The 17,794-nt window shown below is 68.6% G+C and carries 15 protein-coding genes; 10 read left to right on the top strand and 5 right to left on the bottom strand.

Annotated elements, in window-relative coordinates; genetic code table 11:
* The first annotated feature begins 51 nt into the window (after positions 1–51).
* Positions 52–648, top strand: a complete 597-nt coding sequence (locus G3580_RS12285; protein ID WP_217424478.1) for a peptidoglycan recognition protein family protein — start codon at positions 52–54, stop codon at positions 646–648.
* Complete coding sequence (locus tag G3580_RS12280; protein WP_173763306.1) at positions 642–1,088, top strand: hypothetical protein; 447 nt, start codon at positions 642–644, stop codon at positions 1,086–1,088. Before G3580_RS12285 ends, G3580_RS12280 begins: the two co-directional genes overlap by 7 nt.
* Before the next feature lie 49 nt (positions 1,089–1,137).
* Here G3580_RS12280 and G3580_RS12275 read toward each other — a convergent pair whose 3' ends face one another.
* Positions 1,138–1,689, bottom strand: coding sequence for a cob(I)yrinic acid a,c-diamide adenosyltransferase (locus tag G3580_RS12275; protein ID WP_173765912.1), 552 nt, complete (start codon positions 1,687–1,689; stop codon positions 1,138–1,140).
* A gap of 166 nt (positions 1,690–1,855) precedes the next feature.
* Here G3580_RS12275 and G3580_RS12270 point away from each other — a divergent pair, with 166 nt between their 5' ends.
* The 4 genes from G3580_RS12270 to G3580_RS12255 all read left to right on the top strand — a co-directional run bounded on the left by G3580_RS12270 (position 1,856) and on the right by G3580_RS12255 (position 5,914).
* A complete protein-coding gene (locus tag G3580_RS12270) occupies positions 1,856–2,317 on the top strand; it encodes a hypothetical protein (RefSeq protein WP_173765910.1) in 462 nt (153 codons plus the stop codon).
* A gap of 121 nt (positions 2,318–2,438) precedes the next feature.
* Positions 2,439–5,060 carry an alanine--tRNA ligase gene (gene alaS / locus G3580_RS12265; RefSeq protein ID WP_173765908.1) on the top strand — a complete coding sequence of 874 codons (2,622 nt, stop codon included), beginning with the start codon at positions 2,439–2,441 and terminating at the stop codon, positions 5,058–5,060.
* Positions 5,061–5,122: 62 nt separating this feature from the next.
* Entirely contained in the window at positions 5,123–5,635 is a 513-nt protein-coding gene (locus G3580_RS12260) for an NUDIX domain-containing protein (RefSeq protein WP_173765906.1), read from the top strand.
* 72 nt (positions 5,636–5,707) lie between these two features.
* A complete protein-coding gene (locus G3580_RS12255) occupies positions 5,708–5,914 on the top strand; it encodes a hypothetical protein (protein WP_173765904.1) in 207 nt (68 codons plus the stop codon).
* Positions 5,915–5,935: 21 nt separating this feature from the next.
* Here the strand turns inward: G3580_RS12255 and G3580_RS12250 are convergent, their stop codons facing one another.
* Both G3580_RS12250 and G3580_RS12245 read right to left on the bottom strand, forming a co-directional pair.
* The gene (locus G3580_RS12250; RefSeq protein ID WP_173765902.1) at positions 5,936–8,533 is read right to left on the bottom strand and encodes a YbcC family protein; all 2,598 of its coding nucleotides are present in this window, start codon (positions 8,531–8,533) and stop codon (positions 5,936–5,938) included.
* A gap of 21 nt (positions 8,534–8,554) precedes the next feature.
* Positions 8,555–10,150, bottom strand: a complete 1,596-nt coding sequence (locus tag G3580_RS12245) for an NADH-quinone oxidoreductase subunit L (protein WP_173765900.1) — start codon at positions 10,148–10,150, stop codon at positions 8,555–8,557.
* 98 nt (positions 10,151–10,248) lie between these two features.
* Here G3580_RS12245 and G3580_RS12240 point away from each other — a divergent pair, with 98 nt between their 5' ends.
* The 4 genes from G3580_RS12240 to G3580_RS12225 all read left to right on the top strand — a co-directional run bounded on the left by G3580_RS12240 (position 10,249) and on the right by G3580_RS12225 (position 14,943).
* Positions 10,249–11,196, top strand: a complete 948-nt coding sequence (locus tag G3580_RS12240) for a LysR family transcriptional regulator (RefSeq protein WP_173765898.1) — start codon at positions 10,249–10,251, stop codon at positions 11,194–11,196.
* Positions 11,197–11,321: 125 nt separating this feature from the next.
* Complete coding sequence (locus G3580_RS12235) at positions 11,322–11,990, top strand: response regulator (protein WP_173765896.1); 669 nt, start codon at positions 11,322–11,324, stop codon at positions 11,988–11,990.
* Positions 11,991–11,997: 7 nt separating this feature from the next.
* On the top strand, positions 11,998–13,389 hold the full coding sequence (locus G3580_RS12230; protein ID WP_173765894.1) for a sensor histidine kinase: 1,392 nt from the start codon (positions 11,998–12,000) through the stop codon (positions 13,387–13,389).
* Between the two features lie 186 nt (positions 13,390–13,575).
* Positions 13,576–14,943, top strand: a complete 1,368-nt coding sequence (locus G3580_RS12225) for a cytochrome C (RefSeq protein ID WP_173765892.1) — start codon at positions 13,576–13,578, stop codon at positions 14,941–14,943.
* Between the two features lie 78 nt (positions 14,944–15,021).
* Here the strand turns inward: G3580_RS12225 and G3580_RS12220 are convergent, their stop codons facing one another.
* Positions 15,022–16,314 (bottom strand): cobyrinate a,c-diamide synthase, encoded by a 1,293-nt coding sequence (locus tag G3580_RS12220; RefSeq protein ID WP_173765890.1) that lies wholly within the window; start codon positions 16,312–16,314, stop codon positions 15,022–15,024.
* Positions 16,315–16,390: 76 nt separating this feature from the next.
* Positions 16,391–17,764 (bottom strand): phosphomannomutase/phosphoglucomutase, encoded by a 1,374-nt coding sequence (locus G3580_RS12215; protein ID WP_173765888.1) that lies wholly within the window; start codon positions 17,762–17,764, stop codon positions 16,391–16,393.
* Between the last annotated feature and the right edge of the window lie 30 nt (positions 17,765–17,794).

Raw genomic sequence — 17,794 nt, 5'->3', positions numbered from 1 at the left:
GAGCCGCCTCAAAGAGAACGGTGGTTCATTCCCGCACCCCGTCGGAGCCCTATGCTGATCATTGATCAAACCGGTAAAGCAGTACACTCGAACATCAAACAGGCGATCAGCGTTGCCATCCAGAGACGGCCGATGACGCACGTGCGGGGCATCATCGTGCATCAGACAGACAGTCCGTCAGCGCAGTCGACCCTCAATTCGTATAAGAACGGCCGGTCGGGCGCTCATTTTCTCATCGCCAAGGACGGCACCATCTACCAGACGGCATCGCTGCTCAATCAGACGTGGCATGTCGGTCGTCTGCGGGCGCGTTGTCTGGTAAAGATGACGTGCTCGCCGGTTGAACTCAAGCTGCTACGGCAGTTTGACCCCAAAGCCGAACATCGCAGAGAGATGTCGAAGCATGTTCCGGACAGATACCCGTCCAATGAAGATAGCATCGGGATTGAACTTGTTGGCGAGGCGCTACCCCGAAACGCCCCCGACGATCAGCGCGTTTATGAGGCGGTGACCGCCAGGCAGGCGAAATCCCTCAAATGGTTGATCCTCGAGTTGCGCACGACCTTCGGTGTGCCGGTCACGGAAGTGTTCCGGCACCCGACCGTTTCGCGCAAGAATCCTTCCGAAGCGGCGACGGCGACATGGTGATGCGTATGCTTCGTCTGGGTTGCCTGGTGGCCGCCGCCGTGTCGATATCCGCATGCGCGGCGAATCCCGACGACGGTACCGAGCCCGAGCTTTTCCCCCTCGATATCGGGTCGATCGAAACGGTGACCGTGACCCGGACCGGGATCACCGCGGCGGCAGGCAAGGGCATGGGCATTCGCTGCGAAAAATTCAGTCTGTCTGCGGCCGAAGCGGCGGCGTATTTCGCGAACGCGAAGCGGGTGCTCCGGCGAGACTACCGGAGCCTGGTTGACTGGTCCCCGTGTTATGTCCGCGGCCAGATCCAGCTGACCGATGGCACCAGGGGAACTTGGAGCATTCATCAGTACCGTGGCGGAGTGCTGCAACTCGACGGCCGCGACGACATCTACCTGTATTGCCCGACGTGCTCCGCAGCGGGATTCGATCGCCCGCAAGATTGACGATCCCGGATGCCGGCCCGCCGCCGGCATCCGGGCTTGCGCCGCACACCTAGGCGTTTTTCCCCTTCTGCCACAGCACGTCGCCGTGGCCATCCACCCGGTTGAGGTGGCGACCGAGCACGAACAGCAGGTCGGAGAGGCGGTTGAGGTACTGGCGCGGGCCGTCGTTGACCGCTTCTTCCTGCGACAGGGCGACCAGCATGCGTTCGGCGCGGCGGCACACGGTGCGGCACAGGTGCGCCTGGGCGGCGGCCTTCGAGCCGCCGGGCAGGATGAAGTCCTTGAGCGGGGCGAGATCCTCGTTCCAGGCGTCGAGCGCGGCCTCGAGCTTGTCCACCTGCTTGTCGGTAATCAGGCTCATGCCGGGGATGCACACCTCGCCACCCAGATCGAACAGGTCGTGCTGCACATCGGTGAGCAGGGCGCGCACGTCGTCGGGCAGCGCTTCGGTGAGCAGCAGGCCGACGGTGGCGTTGAGCTCGTCGACCTCACCCAGGGAATGGATGCGCAGGCTGTTCTTGGAGACGCGGTTGCCGTCGCCCAGGCCGGTGGTGCCGGCGTCGCCGGTGCGGGTGTAGATCTTGGAAAGGCGGTGTCCCATGGATGTCGGTTCTCCCTAGTTCGAATCGCGATTGTAGCGGCGCCGCGTCTGGTGCGTGCGGTGGCGGCCTTACCTGTGCTTACAACCTGTACGTGCACGCTTTACACAGGCCTCGCGTTGATGCGGGTGTGGGCCCCACTCACTATTCATCGACAGGAGAACGATCATGAAAAAGCTGATCACCTTGAGTGCCATCTTGGCCGCGTGCACCTTCGCGGTGCCGGCGATGGCCCGGCACGGCGGCGATCGGGTGGATGCCCGTCAGGACCGTCAGCAGCATCGCATCGCACAGGGCTATCGCTCGGGCGATCTGACCCGTGCCGAAGCCCGGCGCCTCGAGCGCGGCCAGCATCGCATCGACCGCATGCAGCACCGGGCCGAGCGCGATGGCCGCGTGACCCGGCACGAGCGCCGTCGGATGCATGAGGAGCTGGCGCGTCAGGACCGGCATATCTACCGCGAGCGTCATGACCGCGAACGCTGGCGTGGCGACCGTGGCTGGCACCGTGGCTATCGCCATGCCCCCGCCTGGGGCTACGTCGATCGCGACTATCGTCCGGTGCGTGAAGTGCAGCGGGTCTACGTCGATCCGATGCCGCGGGTGTCGCTGATCCTGAACCTGCCGTAACGGCGCGGGAACGGGCCGCGCCGGGCGATGCCCGGGCGGCCCGTTTGTGCACAGCGCCATGCTAAGATGGGCGTTTCGATTTATTTCGGCTTTGCGGCCGTCACGCCCGACCCAACAGACCATGAAAAGCGCTCAGATCCGTCGCACTTTCCTCGAATTCTTCCGCGACAAGGGGCATGAAATCGTCGCCTCCAGTTCGCTGGTCCCGCATGACGATCCGACCCTGCTGTTCACCAACGCGGGGATGAACCAGTTCAAGGACGTGTTCCTCGGCTTCGACAAGCGTCCCTACACCCGCGCCACCACCTCGCAGAAATGCGTGCGCGCCGGCGGCAAGCACAACGACCTGGAAAACGTCGGCTACACCGCGCGCCATCACACCTTCTTCGAGATGCTGGGCAACTTCAGCTTCGGCGACTACTTCAAGCACGACGCCATCCACTACGCGTGGGAACTGCTCACCGAGCGCTTCGGCCTGCCGGCCGAGAAGCTCACCATCACCGTGTATGCGGAAGACGACGAAGCCTTCGACATCTGGACGAAAGAGATCGGTGTGCCGGCCGAGCGGGTCATCCGTATCGGCGACAACAAGGGCGCGCGCTACGCCTCCGACAACTTCTGGATGATGGGCGACACCGGCCCCTGCGGCCCCTGTACCGAGATCTTCTATGACCACGGTCCCCACATCCCCGGCGGCCCTCCGGGCAGCCCGGACGAGGACGGCGACCGCTTCATCGAGATCTGGAACAACGTGTTCATGCAGTTCAACCGGGACGAGGCCGGCGTGATGCATCCGCTGCCCAAGCCTTCGGTGGACACCGGCATGGGCCTGGAGCGGGTGGCGGCGGTGCTGCAGGGCGTGCATGCCAACTACGAGATCGACCTGTTCGTGAACCTGATCGCCGCCGCCGCGCGCGAGACCTCGGACGCGGACATGGACAGCCCCTCGCTCAAGGTGATCGCCGATCACATCCGCGCCTGTGCCTTCCTCGTCGCCGACGGCATCATCCCGGGCAACGAGGGCCGCGGCTACGTGCTGCGCCGGATCATCCGCCGCGCCATCCGCCATGGCTACAAGCTCGGCGCACGCGCCGCCTTCTTCCACAAGCTGGTGCCGGATCTGGCCAAGGAGATGGGCGAGGCCTATCCGCAGCTGGTGGACGATCAGGCGCGCATCATGGACGTGCTGCGCCAGGAGGAGAGCCGCTTCTTCGAGACCATCGAGCACGGCATGGCGATTCTCGAGGCCGAGCTGGCCGGGATGGACGAGGCCGGCGTCATCGTCTTCGACGGCGAGACCGCCTTCAAGCTGCACGACACCTACGGCTTCCCCCTCGATCTGACCGCCGACGTGTGCCGCGAGCGCGGCGTGAGCGTCGATGCCGCCGCCTTCGACGCCGCCATGGCGCGCCAGAAGGCCCAGGCCCGCGCCGCCGGCAAGTTCAAGATGGCCATGCAGCTCGAATACGAGGGCGCCGAGACCGTCTTCCACGGCTACGACGCCCTGGAGCAGGAGGGCACGGTGCTCGCCCTGTACCGGGATGGCGCCCAGGTGGAGACCCTGGCCGAAGGCGAGATGGGCGTGGTGGTGCTCGACAACACCCCGTTCTATGCCGAATCCGGCGGCCAGGTGGGCGATCAGGGCCTGCTGGTGGGCGGCAAGGGCCACTTCCAGGTCGAAGACACGCAGAAGATCCAGGCCGCCGTGTTCGGCCATCATGGCGTGGTCAGCACCGGCGCCATCACCGTGGGCGACACCGTGAGCGCCCGGGTCGATCCGATCGCCCGCAGCGCCACCATGCGCAACCATTCGGCCACCCACCTGATGCACAAGGCCCTGCGCGAGGTGCTCGGCAGCCATGTGCAGCAGAAGGGCTCGCTGGTCGACCCCGACAAGACCCGCTTCGACTTCTCCCACAACCAGCCGGTGACGGCCGACGAGATCCGCGAGATCGAACAGCGCGTCAACGAGGAGATCCTCGAGAACGTCGCCACCGACGCTTCGGTGATGGCGCTGGAGGATGCGCAGAAGTCCGGCGCCATGATGCTGTTCGGCGAAAAATACGGTGACGAGGTGCGGGTGCTGAGCATCGGCACCTCCAAGGAACTGTGCGGTGGCACCCATGTGGCCCGCACCGGCGATATCGGCCTGTTCAAGATCGTCGCCGAAGGTGGCGTGGCCGCCGGCGTGCGCCGCATCGAGGCGGTGACGGGCGCGGGCGCCGTGGCCTGGGTGCAGACCCAGCAGGCGCTGCTCGACGCGGCGGCGGGCGTGGCCCGCACTCCGGCCTCCGAGCTGCCCGAACGGGTCGGCCAGATGCAGGAGCAGGTCAGGGCGCTCGAGAAGGAACTGGCGCGCCTCAAATCCAAACTGGCCGCCAGCGCCGGCGACGACCTGGCCAGCCAGGCGGTCGAGGTGAAGGGCCTCAAGGTGCTCGCCGCCGCCATCGATGGCGCCGACGTGGCCGGCTTGCGCGAGACCATGGACAAGCTCAAGGACAAGCTGGGCACTGCCGCCGTCGTGCTGGCTACCGCCAGCGAGGGCAAGGTGACCCTGATCGCCGGCGTGACCCGCGATGCGACCGACCGGCTCAAGGCCGGCGAGCTGGTCAACTTCGTCGCCCAGCAGGTGGGTGGCAAGGGCGGCGGCCGGCCGGACATGGCCCAGGCCGGCGGCACCCAGCCGGAGAACCTGCCGGCGGCGCTCGCCAGCGTGGTCGAGTGGATCGGCGGCAAGCTGTAAGCGGTGCTGTGGCACACTGAAAGGGCCGGCGCTCGCCGGCCCTTTTCCGTTGGAGTCGCGTGATGAGATTCGAGCCGGAACGCTGGCGCTTCTGCCCCCAATGCGGTGCCGCCCTGGCGGATGCCCACATCGGTGGCCTGCCGCGCCGGGTGTGCTCCGAGGACGGCTGCGGCTTCATCGCCTGGGGTAATCCGGTGCCGGTGGTGTGCGCGCTCATCGAATGCCTCGACCGCGACGGCCACATGCTGCTGGCCCGCAACGCCGCCTGGCCCGAAGGCAAGTTCGCCCTCGTGACCGGTTTTCTCGAACGCGACGAGGCGCCGGCCGAGGCCATCGCGCGCGAGGTGAAGGAAGAGACCGGCCTCGACGCCCGGGCGGTGCACTGGATCGGCAACTACGCCTTCGCCGAAGCCAACCAGGTGCTGCTCGTGTATCACGTGCAGGCCACCGGCCAGATCATGCTCAACGAGGAGCTGGCCGAGGTGAAGCTGATCCCCAAGGACAGGCTCAAGGGCTGGGAGCGGGGCACCGGTTTCGCGGTGCTCGACTGGCTGGCCCATCGGCAGGTGGATTGAGCTGCATCAGGGCGCGCGCGGGCCGACGGGCTAGACTGGTCCTTCCCCACTTGCCCGCATCGGAGACCGGCCATGTCCTCGTGGAGCTGCCCGCATGACCTCGACGGCGTCTGCCAGCGTGTTCGCGGCGCCGTGTGCGAACCCGGCATGCGCGGCTGCGAGCTGGAAGGCAAGGTGCGCTTCGCGCGCGAGACCATGAACCAGCCCAGAAAGCCGGTCAGGGCCGCCCCGCCGGCCCGGAAGGCCACGGCGGCGCCGAAGCGCAAACTGCCGTTCTGAGGGCAGCGCTGCCGGGCGTGGTCAGCCGGGCGATGTGCACTCCGGCGCCATCGCCGCGCCCTCCTCCGCGTCCAGTCCCAGCGCGTGCCAGCCTCCATTGACGAAACGGAGCAGTTCCACGTCGCCGAAACGCCACAGGTGGAGCCAGCCGTTGTCGAGCAGTTGCCGCACGGTTGCATGGCGGGCGATGACCCGTTCGATCGCCTCGCGCGGCGCGTCGATGATCACGGTCAGTCGCAAGGGCTCGTGCATCCAGCGCTGGCCGTCGTGCAGCGACTGCTTCGCGAGGCCGATGCGCAGGTCTCCGCCGTTGCCTTCGAAGACGCCCAGATGGCCGCCGACCACGTTGTGCAGCACCTTGTTGCCGCAGCCCATGTGCGTGGGGTCGCAGGTGGAGGCGTGGTACTGCCAGTTGATCCAGTGCGCCACCAGCATCGGCGCCGTCATCAGCTGCTCGAGCAGGCGGCCGTCGGCATCCTGGGCGGCGTCGTAGTCGTGGAGGAAGCAGCGGCCATCGAGCACGGCGCCGAGACTGCGATGGCGCGGTGCGATGATGAATGCCGCATTGCCCGCCAGTCCCCATTCCGGCCGCGTCTGCGCGCCGTCGTTGGCACGCTCGCGCAGGTTGGCCAGCAGCCGGTCATGGCTGGTGCGCGGGTCGAGGCCGAGCCGCACGGCGCGCTCGCGGCGCACCTGGTCGCAGGCGTGGACGAAGGCGTCGTTCAGCGTGTCCCAGCGCGCCTGCGCGGCCGGGCCGAGCCGGTCGAGGTCGAAGCCTTCGATCTCGTCGGTGGTGGTGTTGTGCAGCGCGGCCACGAACACCGTGTCCTCCGGGACCTCGATGCCCCGTTCGCCGAGGCCGCTGCGCACCGCCGGATCGTTCAGCACCTGCGCCAGCACGCGCGCATTGACCTCGCCGGTCTGCCCGCAGCAGGCGCCGCAGTCGAGGGCGGCGGCATGGGCGTTGTTGGCGCTCTGGCTGCCGTGGCCCACGAGCACGACCAGCGGCGCGAGGGTGTGTGCGATCCCCATGGCCTGGAGCACGCGCGCCGCCAGGTCGGCCTTGGCGCCGGCGTCGAGGCCGTCCAGTACCGGACGGCAGCGCGCCTTGTAGCGCCCGGGTACGCCGGCGAGGTCGTCGCGCACACGCCGCTGGCGGGAGGGCTTGAGCCACTGCCACAGTTTCCCCAGATAACCGACGCCGGCGGCCTCCACGAAGGAGAAGGAGGCCCCCGGCCAGCGGCTCGCCGCGAGCGCCTGATCGGACAGGGCGAAGCGCTTGCGGCGCGCCCCGCGCACGATCTCGCTCATTGCGGCGTCCTCCGGGCCTGACGCCGGCACGATCGCGTCCGTGACCTCGAGCGCCGGTGCGAGCAGGCCGGGCAGCTGCGGCCGGCGTGCCGCCGTGGCGAGCGGCGTGTAGGCGACCGGAAGGCCGAAGAAGCCGGCAAAGCCGATGGTCTGGACGGTCGGACAGATCGATTCCAGGGCGCGGCGCAGCGGCTCGCTGCGCACGTCGATGCAGAACGCGGCCTGGAATTCGACCTCGGGTGCGACCTCCGGCATGGCCGCGCCGTGCCCGGGCACGCTGAGCTTGTCGGCAAGTTCGCGCTGGTAGCCCGCTTCGAAGGCCAGCTGCCAGACCTCGTCGACCCGCAGCTGCGCTTCGGCCTGTTGCAGCAGCGTTGCCGCGTCGCGCCAGTGGCCCTGGACGGCGGCAAAGGCGTGGTGGGCCGACGCATCGTCCTTGCATTCGAGCAGGATTGCCCCCCACGCCAGCCGGATCGCGAGCAGGTCGCGCAGGTGTTCGTCGGACGCACCGAGCAACCGCGCCTGCCAGCCCAGGTAGGCACACCACGAGGCCCAGCCGTTGACCGTCAGCAGCACGGCTTCCAGATAGTCCGGCCATACCGCCTCGGGAAGCCCGAGGCGCTGCAGCACCCAGGACTCGGCGTCCTGGCGCGTGGCGGGAAGCGCTTCGAGCGAGTGGCCCAGATGCGGCAGGCCCATCAGGACGCCGATGCCGTGGTCGTGGGTGATCGTGTCGCGCCAGAAGGCATAGAGGCCCTCACCGCGGCGCGCCGCCCAGTCCGCCTGATGTTCATCGAAGTAGGCGGCACAGGTCTGACTGACCTGATGGGTGATGGCCTGACGCCACGAGAGGCGCGCGTGACGCAAGGGGTCGTCGTCGAGGACGTCGATCAGCAGTGGCAGATGCGGCAGTTTCCGCGGGCGGGCCAGGGCCTCGGTGCATGCGCGCTCGGTGAGGGCGCCCGACCTGGCCGCCGGCAGCGCCTGCAGGGCGTAGCGCAGGTCGGCCTGTGAGATGCGCCCGGATTCCCAGGCCGCACGGAGCTGGTCGCGCGGGGGAAACACCTGGATGTCGCCCAGCACCGCCATCCGCGCCGCCACCTGCCGTACCGGCCTGCCGATCCGCGCCCAGTGGGGATTGACGGCGATGGCGCGATCGAGAGGCCAGGCGGGCGCGATCGACCGGCAGGCCGCCTCGCAGGCCGCTTCGATGCGGCTGCGCTCGATGCGCTCCACGGCGCCGTGGGCCGGCGCCGTGCCGCCACTGGCCGTACTCAGGGTCGATTCTGCAAGCACTCCTGTGTCCATGTCAGTCTCCTGCGCTGCGTTTCATTTCTCGTTGACGGCAGGCTGGGTGCCTGCGCTCGGTGGCGGGGTGTGGAGCGCCGCGTCCGGCGTCCAGCGGGCCGGCCACAGGCGCAAGGCGAGGCGGGTATAGAGCTCGTCGACATAGAACCCGGCGTAGCTCCAGCGGTGCCACACGGCGAAGCGTTCGGGGCGCCATTGCAGCATGGTGAGGCACAGGTACAGCAGCGCCATGCCGGCCAGGGCAACCGGGCCCGCGGCGTGGAACGGCGCATCGCTGACCCCCAGCGGCAGCCGGTGGGCAAGCGCCGCAACGGCCGTCAGGACGGCCACCAGCGTGGCGCCGAAAACCATCCGCTGGCCGGAGGCGGCCGCCGCTCCGCCGTCGGTGACCGGCACCCAGAGCAGGGGCGCCCAGGCCAGCGCGAGGACGCCGTTCCACCACCACGGCCAGTCCCCCGCGGCGAGGAGCGCCTGCACGAGGAGGACGATGGCGATGCTGCCCGCCGGCGCGAGCATCAGGCTCGGTGCCGCCGCGCGGGTCCGCCCGCGCATCATCTGCGAGCGTGTCTCCCGCACGATCGAGGACGCGGACAGGAAGGCATGGGCCTTGTAGAGCGAATGCGCGATCAGGTGCAGCGCGGCCAGCTCATACAGGCCGAGCCCGCATTCGAGCACCATGAACCCCATCTGCGCCACCGTGGACCACGCCAGACGCACCTTGATGCTGATGCGGGTGAGCATGACGAGCCCGGCCAGCAGCGCCGTGCCGAGGCCGAACGCCACCAGCAGCCAGCGTGCCGCCGGCGAGACCGCGAGCAGCGGCGCGAACTGGATCAGCAGATAGCCCCCCAGATTGACGACGCCGGCGTGCAGCAGGGCCGAGACGGGCGTGGGCGCTTCCATGACCTGGATGAGCCAGCCATGGACGGGGAACAGCGCGGTGCGCAGCACGACCGCGAGCACGAGACACACGGCGCTGGCCTGCAGGGCCACCGAGGCCCCCTGGTGCGCCAGATGTGCCCACAGATCCGCGAAGCTGCCGCTGCCGACCGCCGTCCAGGCGAGCGCCGCGGCCGCCAGCAGCAGCAGGTCGGCCAGCCGGTCTGCGATCCGTTTCTTGTGCGCCGCCAGCAGGGCAAAGGGACGATCCGTGTAGAAGCACAGCAGCCGGCGCAGGCACAGGCCGACCGCCGCCCAGGCGATGATCAGCATCAGCCAGTGACCGGCGAGCAGGAGCAGGTGCACCGACGCCAGGACGCCGGCAAACGCCCCGGCATAACGGCGCTGACCGGGTTCGCCGTGCAGGTAGCGCGCGGAGAACACCCCGATCACGGTGCCCAGCAGCTGCACCAGCGCGGCCATCCAGGCCGTCAGCTGGCCGGTCGAAAGCCAGGAAACCCACCCGGCCGTTGCCTGGGTGCTCATCTGGCCCTGGAGCGCCCACAGCGCCACCGGCTGGGCCAGCGCACACGGCAGCGCAAGCGCCGCAAGAACGCGAAAACGGGCCCAGACCGCGGTATCCGCCCCGGGGCGGAGCGTGAGCAAGACGGCGGCTGCCGTCATCAGGGCCGCTGGCGCGAGGGCGAAAGCGGGCAGGAAGGCGTCGATTGAACTCATGGCAAACATCGTGTGAAAGCGGTGACGCGAATGATGTTTGCTCGCATTGGTTCTGTAAAATATATTGTTTAGAACGTATCGTTCGGAAAAACAGAACAATGGATCTCGAACAGCTCAATTTCCATCACTTGTTCTACTTCTGGCGGGTGGCCAGGACGGGACATCTGACCCAGGCCGCCGGCGAGTTGCATGTCTCTCAATCGGCGCTCTCCGCGCAGATCAGGCAACTGGAGGACAGGCTCGGCGAAGCGCTTTTCGAGCGCGAGAAGCGGCGACTGGTGCTGACGGAAACCGGCCGGCTGGTGTTCACCTATGCCGAGAACATTTTCGGCCTCGGGCAGGAGATGCTCGGCCGGCTTCAGGGCCGCAGCGAAGGCATGACCCGCTTGCGCATGGGCAGTGTCGCCACCTTGTCGCGCAACTATCAGGAAAACTGGATCCGGCCGCTGCTCGCCGACCCGACGGTGACCCTGACGATGGAATCCGGGCTGCTCGAAGGTCTTCTCGAGCGTCTGGTACAGCACCGGCTCGACATCGTGCTGGCGAACGAACCGGCGCCGACCGACCCGGACCGCCCGCTGCATTGCTGCTTTCTGGGCAGCCAGACCATCTCCCTGGTCGGCCCGGCGAGCGTCTGGCAGGGCCGCCGCCTGCAGGTGCCCGACGATCTGAGCGGGCTCGACCTGGCGCTGCCGGGACCGCAGCACGCGTTGCGCCGGCAATTTGACGCGCTGTGCATGTCCGCCAGCGTGCAGCCGCGCATCCGGGCCGAAGTGGACGACATGGCGATGCTTCGCCTCATCGCGCGGGACAGCGGCTGGCTGACCGTGTTGCCGGAAGTCGTGGTGCAGGACGAACTGCGCCAGGGACTGCTCGTGAGCGTCGGGCACACCCCGCAGCTTCAGGAGCACTTCTACGCCATCACGACGCCGCATCGGCATCGCATGGAGCGTCTCGAACAGTTGCTGGCCGGGTCCACTTTCCTCTCGGCCCTAGCACCCGAGGCGAGCGTGTTGTCTCGGGCAGCGGACGGCGGGGGGGCGTAGCGGCGATCGACGCTTGGCGGCGCCATCGCCTCTCCACCAGGGCGCCCGGCACCACGGGGACGCGACGAGGCGAGGCATTCGGGTTCGCGCTATGCTCCCGAGTCACGGATCTGGAGGAGGCGTCGATGCGTTTGCTGCTGGTCGAGGACGACGCAATGATCGCGGCGGGCATCGGCGAGGTGGTCGAGCGGGAAGGATGGCGGATCGATCTCCTGGAAGCGGCCGAACCGGCCATCGGTGCGATGGCGCTGACGGCCTACGATGCGGCCATCATCGATGTGGGCCTGCCGGGCATGGACGGTTTCGAGCTGGTGAGGCGCCTTCGCGCCCAGGGGGCCCTGGCGCCCATCCTGATGCTGACCGCGCGGGACGGGCTCGACGACCGGGTCACGGGCCTCGATTGCGGGGCGGACGACTACCTGATCAAGCCGTTTCTGGCGCCGGAGCTGCTCGCCCGCCTGCGCGCCCTGATCCGCCGCAGCCACGCCGGCACCCGCTCGATGATGGTCGTCGGTGCGCTGTGTCTGGATGCGGCCGCCCACACGGTGACCGTATCCGGCCAGCCGGTGGCCTTGACCGGACGCGAGCTGAGCGTGCTCGAACAGCTCATGCTCGCGGCGCCGAAGGTGGCCGGCAAGGCGCGCCTCATGGAGAGCCTGGGCCAGTGGGACCGGGAGATCACGCCCAATGCGATCGAGATCTACATCTCCCGTCTGCGGACCAAGCTGGGGGGCGCCGTGCTCATCCGGACGGTGCGCGGCATCGGGTATCGGATCGAGGCGGGCGAGGGCTGAGGGGCACATGATGCTTCGCTCGTTCCGGGCCAGGAGCCTGCATTCGCGCCTGCTGTTGCTGCTGTTCCTGCCGGTGACCGTGGTGCTTGCGATCAGCGTGGTGGCCGATTACCGCACGGCGGTGCACCTGTCCAACGACTCCTACGACCAGGTGCTGTTGGGCATGGCGACCGCACTGGCGTCGCGCCTGGAGCGCGACGCGGACGATGCACCGCTCGAACTGGATCTGCCGGCGGCCGCCGAGGCGGTGCTGCGCGCCGATCGCGTCGACGCCGTGCGCTATCAGGTGGTCATGCAAGACGGGCGGATGATCGCGGGCGACAAGGCGCTGTCGGTCATTTCCTTGCGCCCCGCGCCGGATGAGCACCGATTCGGCGACGTGCAGATCGGGGGTACTCCGATGCGCTTCGTGGCGCTGGGGCATGCGGGGCCGGGCGGCCGCGCGACGGTCGTCGTGGCCCAGACCTTGCGCCGTCGTCAGCAGGTGACCGGAGACATCCTCGGCGCGGTGATCTGGCCGAACGTGGTGCTGCTGACGATCACGGTGGCGGTCATCTATTTTGGCGTTCGCGTCGGCCTGCGTCCGCTGGCGCGCCTCGGCGGGCGCATCGACGCCCGGGCCCAGGACGACTTCGGCCCCCTGGACGAGGGCATGGTGCCGTACGAGACACGCCCCCTGGTAGCCGCGATCAACCGGTTGATGGCGCGTGTCGAGGCTGCCGGCCGCGCCCAGCAGGTGTTTCTGTCGAACGCGGCCCACCAGCTGGGGACGCCGCTGGCGGGGATGCAGACCCAGCTGGAGCTGGCCGAGCAGGATTTTCCGGCCGCGGCACGGGACCGCCTCCTGCGGTTGCGCAACGCGGTGGCCCATCTGGTGCATCTGACGCGGCAGATGCTCGCGTTGGCGCGATCGGCGCCGGAGGCCCATCCGGCGATGCCGCAGGCGACGGTCGATCTGGCCGAGCTGGTCGAGGGATGCGCTTCCGATGCACTCGACGCCGCCCTGCGCCGGGACGTCGAGCTGTCCTTCGAGCCCGCCGAGGCGCGGATCTTCGGGGTGGCCTGGCTGTTGCACGAGCTGTTGATGAATCTCATCGACAACGCCATTGCCTATGCGCCGAGCGGCGGCCATGTCGTGGTCCGTTGCGGTCGGCAGGGCGAGGTGGCATGGCTGGAGGTCGAGGACGACGGGCCGGGGATCGCCCCGGACGAACGCGAGCGGATCTTCGCGCGCTTCTATCGCGGGCGCGCGGCCGCGCCCGGCGGATCAGGGCTCGGACTGGCGATCGCGCGCGAGGTGGCCGATCGTCACCGGGCCACGATTGCCGTCGGCGAGGGCGCCGGCGGCCACGGCACACGCATTCGCGTTTCGTTTCCAGGTGTGCGCGACACGTCCTGAGGGCGCAGCGTTGTCAGGTTTCCGAAAGGAACGTTCCCGTAGGCTCTGCTTCGGACGATGAGCGCCGGAGACCGGCCGACGTCAGATTCACCCCCTGTGCCTCAGCCTTCACCCCGACCTTCATCCGCGAGCCGGCGGATGGAAAAGCGGTGTGCCCGTTGCTTTCGGAATTGTCGAGGTTGAACGATGAATGAAAAGAGTCAAGGCCGGCGTTCGCGCCTGATCGCCTGGTGTTTCGGTGCGCTTGCCGGTGCGCTGCTGCTGGTTGCGAACGACGCGAGCGCGTTGCCGGCGTTCGCCCGGCAAACAGGGCAGGACTGTGCCGCCTGCCATGTGGGGGCATTCGGGCCACAACTGACGCCGTTCGGCATCCGGTTCAAGATCGACGGCTACACCGACGGCACGAGCGGGAAGGGCGAGCTCCCGTTCTCCGCGATGCTGATCGCCGGTTACACCCACACCGCCAAGGATCAGGCGGACCCGCCGTCGCCCCATACCCACCGGAATGACAACGTCGGGATCAACGAGGCCTCGCTCTTCCTGGCCGGCAGGCTGGCCGATCACGTCGGTGCCCTGGTGCAGGCGACCTACGACGGGGTGGCGCAGACGAGCGCGCTGGACAACGCGGACCTGAGGATCGCCAACACCTTTGATCTGGCGGGTCGGGACGTGGTGGCCGGGGTCTCGGTGAACAACAACCCCGGGGTCCAGGACCCGTTCAACACGATGCCGGCCTGGGGCTTCCCCTTCACCGGTTCGGACACCGGCTTCACGGGGGGAGATGCCGCGACCATGATCAACGGCGGACTCGAGCATCGTGTGCTCGGCGCCAGCGTGTATGCCCTGTGGGACAACACGGTGTATGGCGAGCTGGGGACCTACCGCGCACTGTCGCCCGCACTGCAGAGCCGGACCGGCCAGGGTCGTGGCGAGGACATGGGCCGCCTCGGGGGCAGCACCGCCTACTGGCGACTGGCCTGGATGAAGGACATGAGCGATCAGGCCTTCCAGGCGGGCGTGTTCTGCCTCAAGACCAGTCTCCAGCCGGATCGGCTGAGCAACGGGCCCAAGGATCGCTATGACGACCTGGGGGTCGATGCCTCCTACCAGTTCCTGGGGCTGCCCAAGCATGTCGCCGCCGTCTACACCAGCTACATCCGCGAGCGCCAGAACGGCCAGGCCATGTTCGACGCCGGCAACGCGCAGTCCGTCAAGGCCACCCTCAAGGAATTCAAGCTCAACGCCACCTACACCTACGACGAGACCTGGACCTTCTCGGCCGGCCGTTTTGCGACCACCGGTCGGCGCGACGCCTTGCGCTATGCCGACGGCTACGCGAATGGTTCGCCCGATACCTCGGGCTATGTGCTCCAGGCGGACTGGACGCCGTTGGGCAAGGCGGAATCGTGGGGCGCGCCATGGGCGAACCTGCGCCTCGGCCTGCAGTACACGATGTTCGACAAGTTCAACGGCGCCAGCCACAACTACGATGGCGCCGGCCGCGACGCGAAGGACAACAACACCGTGTTCCTGTTCGCCTGGGCGAGCTTCTGAACGCAGGCCACGACGCGTTCCGGCGTCGTCGGTGGGGACCGATGCCGGCTCCGTCGCCAGCCGGTCGTGCCGGGCGACTCAGCGCGCAAACAGCGTGGCCACCGCCTCGGGATGGGACGGAAAGTACATGTGCAGAAAGCTGGCGGTGGTGCGTCCGCGCCGATAGAGCGCTTCGGGCTGGCCGTTGAGTCGTTCGGGGCGGGTCATGGTGGCGGGCGTCTGCGGGCACTCGACACGGGCGTGATGAAAGCTGTGGCCGCGGATGATGCGGCCCGACAGATCGACGCTGTGCATGCCCAGATTGACCAATCGGGCGCTCATCTGCCCTTGGCCGGGCAGGACGCCGTACATGGGGGCGCGACGCCCTTGCGTGTCGGTCAGCGTGTCGAGCAGGGCCAGCAGGCCGCCGCATTCGGCGACGATGGGTTTGCCGGCGTCGGCGTGGGCCCGGATGGCCTCACGCATGGCGGTGTTGGCGGCGATCGCGTCCAGATGCAGCTCCGGGTAGCCACCGGGCAGGTAGAGGGCGTCGGCCGCCGGCAGGGCCGCGTCGGCCAGTGGCGAGAAGTAGCTCAGCTCGGCACCCAGCGCACGCAGGCAGTCCAGGTTGGCGGGATAGAGAAAGGCGAAGGCGGCATCGCGGGCCACCGCGATGGTGTGCCCGTCGAGCCGGCGCGGCGCGGCGGGCGCCTGGGACGGGGCGAACGCCACCGGCGCCGGCAGGGGGGGCTGCACCGCGTCGAGGGCATCGGCGGCCCGGTCGATGCGTTGCTCGATGTCGGCGATCTCGTCGGCCTGGACCAGCCCCAGGTGGCGCGAGGGCAGGGCGGCGTCGGCGTTGCGCGGCAGGGCGCCCAGCCAGGCCATGCCCTCGGGCAGGCTTTCGGCCAGCATCTGCGCATGGCCGGAGCTGCCGACGCGGTTGGCGAGCACGCCGAAGAAATTCAGCGTCGGGCGGTACTGCGCAAGCCCCAGCGCGATCGCGCCGAAGGTCTGGGCCATGGCCGAGCCGTCGATGACCGCCATGACCGGCAGATCGAAGGTCTCGGCCAGCGCCGCGCTGGAGGCGATGCCGTCATGCAGGCCCATGACGCCTTCGACGAGGATCAGGTCCGCGCTCCGTGCCGCCTCGTGCAGCAGCTGGCGGCAGTGGGCCTCGCCGCCCATCCATAGATCGAGCTGATAGACCGGCTGGCCGCAGGCGCGCTCGAGCACCATCGGGTCGAGATAGTCGGGCCCGGTCTTGAACACGCGCACGCGCCGCCCCTGGCGGGTGTGCCAGCGCGCCAGCGCGGCCGTGGCCGTGGTTTTGCCCTGGCCGGAGGCCGGCGCGGAAATCATGAGGGCAGGGCAGCGGGCGATGTCGGTCATGCCGGGCCAGATGAAGTCGAAAGAAAAATGGGCGCCCGGTCGGGGGCGCCCAGGGTCGTGGAGCGTGCCGGAGCGGTCAGAACGGCAGCTGCGCGCCCGGCCACACCGCCTCGATCGCCTGCCGGAAGGCCCCCTGGATGCGGGTGATGGCCTCTTGCGAATCGGCCTCGAAGCGCAGCACCACCACCGGGGTGGTGTTGGAGGGGCGGGCGAGGCCGAAGCCGTCCGCGTATTCGACCCGCACGCCGTCGATGGTGATCACCTCCTGGGCGCCGTCGAAGGCGGCCTGTTCGCGCAGGCGCCGGACCAGCTCGAAGGGTTCGCCTTCGTTCATCTTGATGTTCAGCTCGGGCGTGCTGACCGCGTCCGGCAAGGCCTTGAGCGCGGCGTTGGCGTCGGGCCGGGCGGAGAGGATCTCGAGCAGGCGCGCGCCGGTGTAGAGGCCGTCGTCGAAGCCGTACCAGCGTTCCTTGAAGAACATGTGGCCGCTCATCTCGCCGGCCAGCGGGGCGCCGGTTTCCTTGAGCTTGGCCTTGACCAGGGCGTGGCCGGTGTTCCACATCACCGGCTCGCCGCCGCGCTCGCGGATCCAGTGGGCGAGGTTGCGGGTGCATTTGACGTCGTAGATGATCTGTCCGCCCGGCACGCGGGAGAGCACGTCCTCGGCGAAGAGCATGAGCTGGCGGTCGGGGTAGATGATCTCGCCGTCCTTGGTGACCACGCCGAGGCGGTCGCCGTCGCCGTCGAAGGCCAGGCCCAGTTCGGCGTCGGTCTCGGCCAGGGCGCGGACGACGTCCTGCAGGTTCTCCGGCTTGGACGGGTCCGGATGGTGGTTGGGGAAGTGGCCGTCCACCTCGCAGAACAGCTCGGTGACCTCGCAGCCGAGGCGGCGGAACAGCTCGGGCGCGATCGCGCCGGCCACGCCGTTGCCGCAGTCGATGACGATCTTCATGGGACGGGCGAGCTTGACGTCACCGACCACGCGGTCGAGATAGTCGCCGACGATGTCGGCCTTGCGCACGCTGCCCGTGCCGTGGGCCAGATCGCCTTCCTCGATGCGGCGGCGCAGATCCTGGATGAGCTCGCCGAACAGGGTCTGGCCGCCGAGCACCATCTTGAAGCCGTTGTAGTCGGGCGGGTTATGACTGCCGGTGACGCTCACGCAGGAGTCGGTACCCAGGTGGAAGGCGGCGAAGTAGGACAGGGGGGTGGGCACGCAGCCCACGTCGATCACGTCCACGCCCGCGGCGCAGATGCCTTCGGCCAGGGCGCCGGCCAGGGCCGGGCCGGACAGACGCCCGTCGCGGCCCACGGCGATGGTCTGCTGACCCCGCGCGACGGCTTCCGAGCCGAGGGCGTGGCCGATGGCCCGCGCCACCTCGGGGGTGAGCGTCTTGTCGATGATGCCGCGGATGTCGTAGGCCTTGAAGATTTCCGGTGCCAGTTGCATGAAGCGTCCCGTGTTGAAGTGGTCGATGGC

This window comes from Nitrogeniibacter mangrovi (assembly GCF_010983895.1).
GTDB classification, from domain to species: Bacteria; Pseudomonadota; Gammaproteobacteria; order Burkholderiales; family Rhodocyclaceae; genus Nitrogeniibacter; species Nitrogeniibacter mangrovi.
This window is presented reverse-complemented; position numbering and strand designations above follow the sequence as displayed.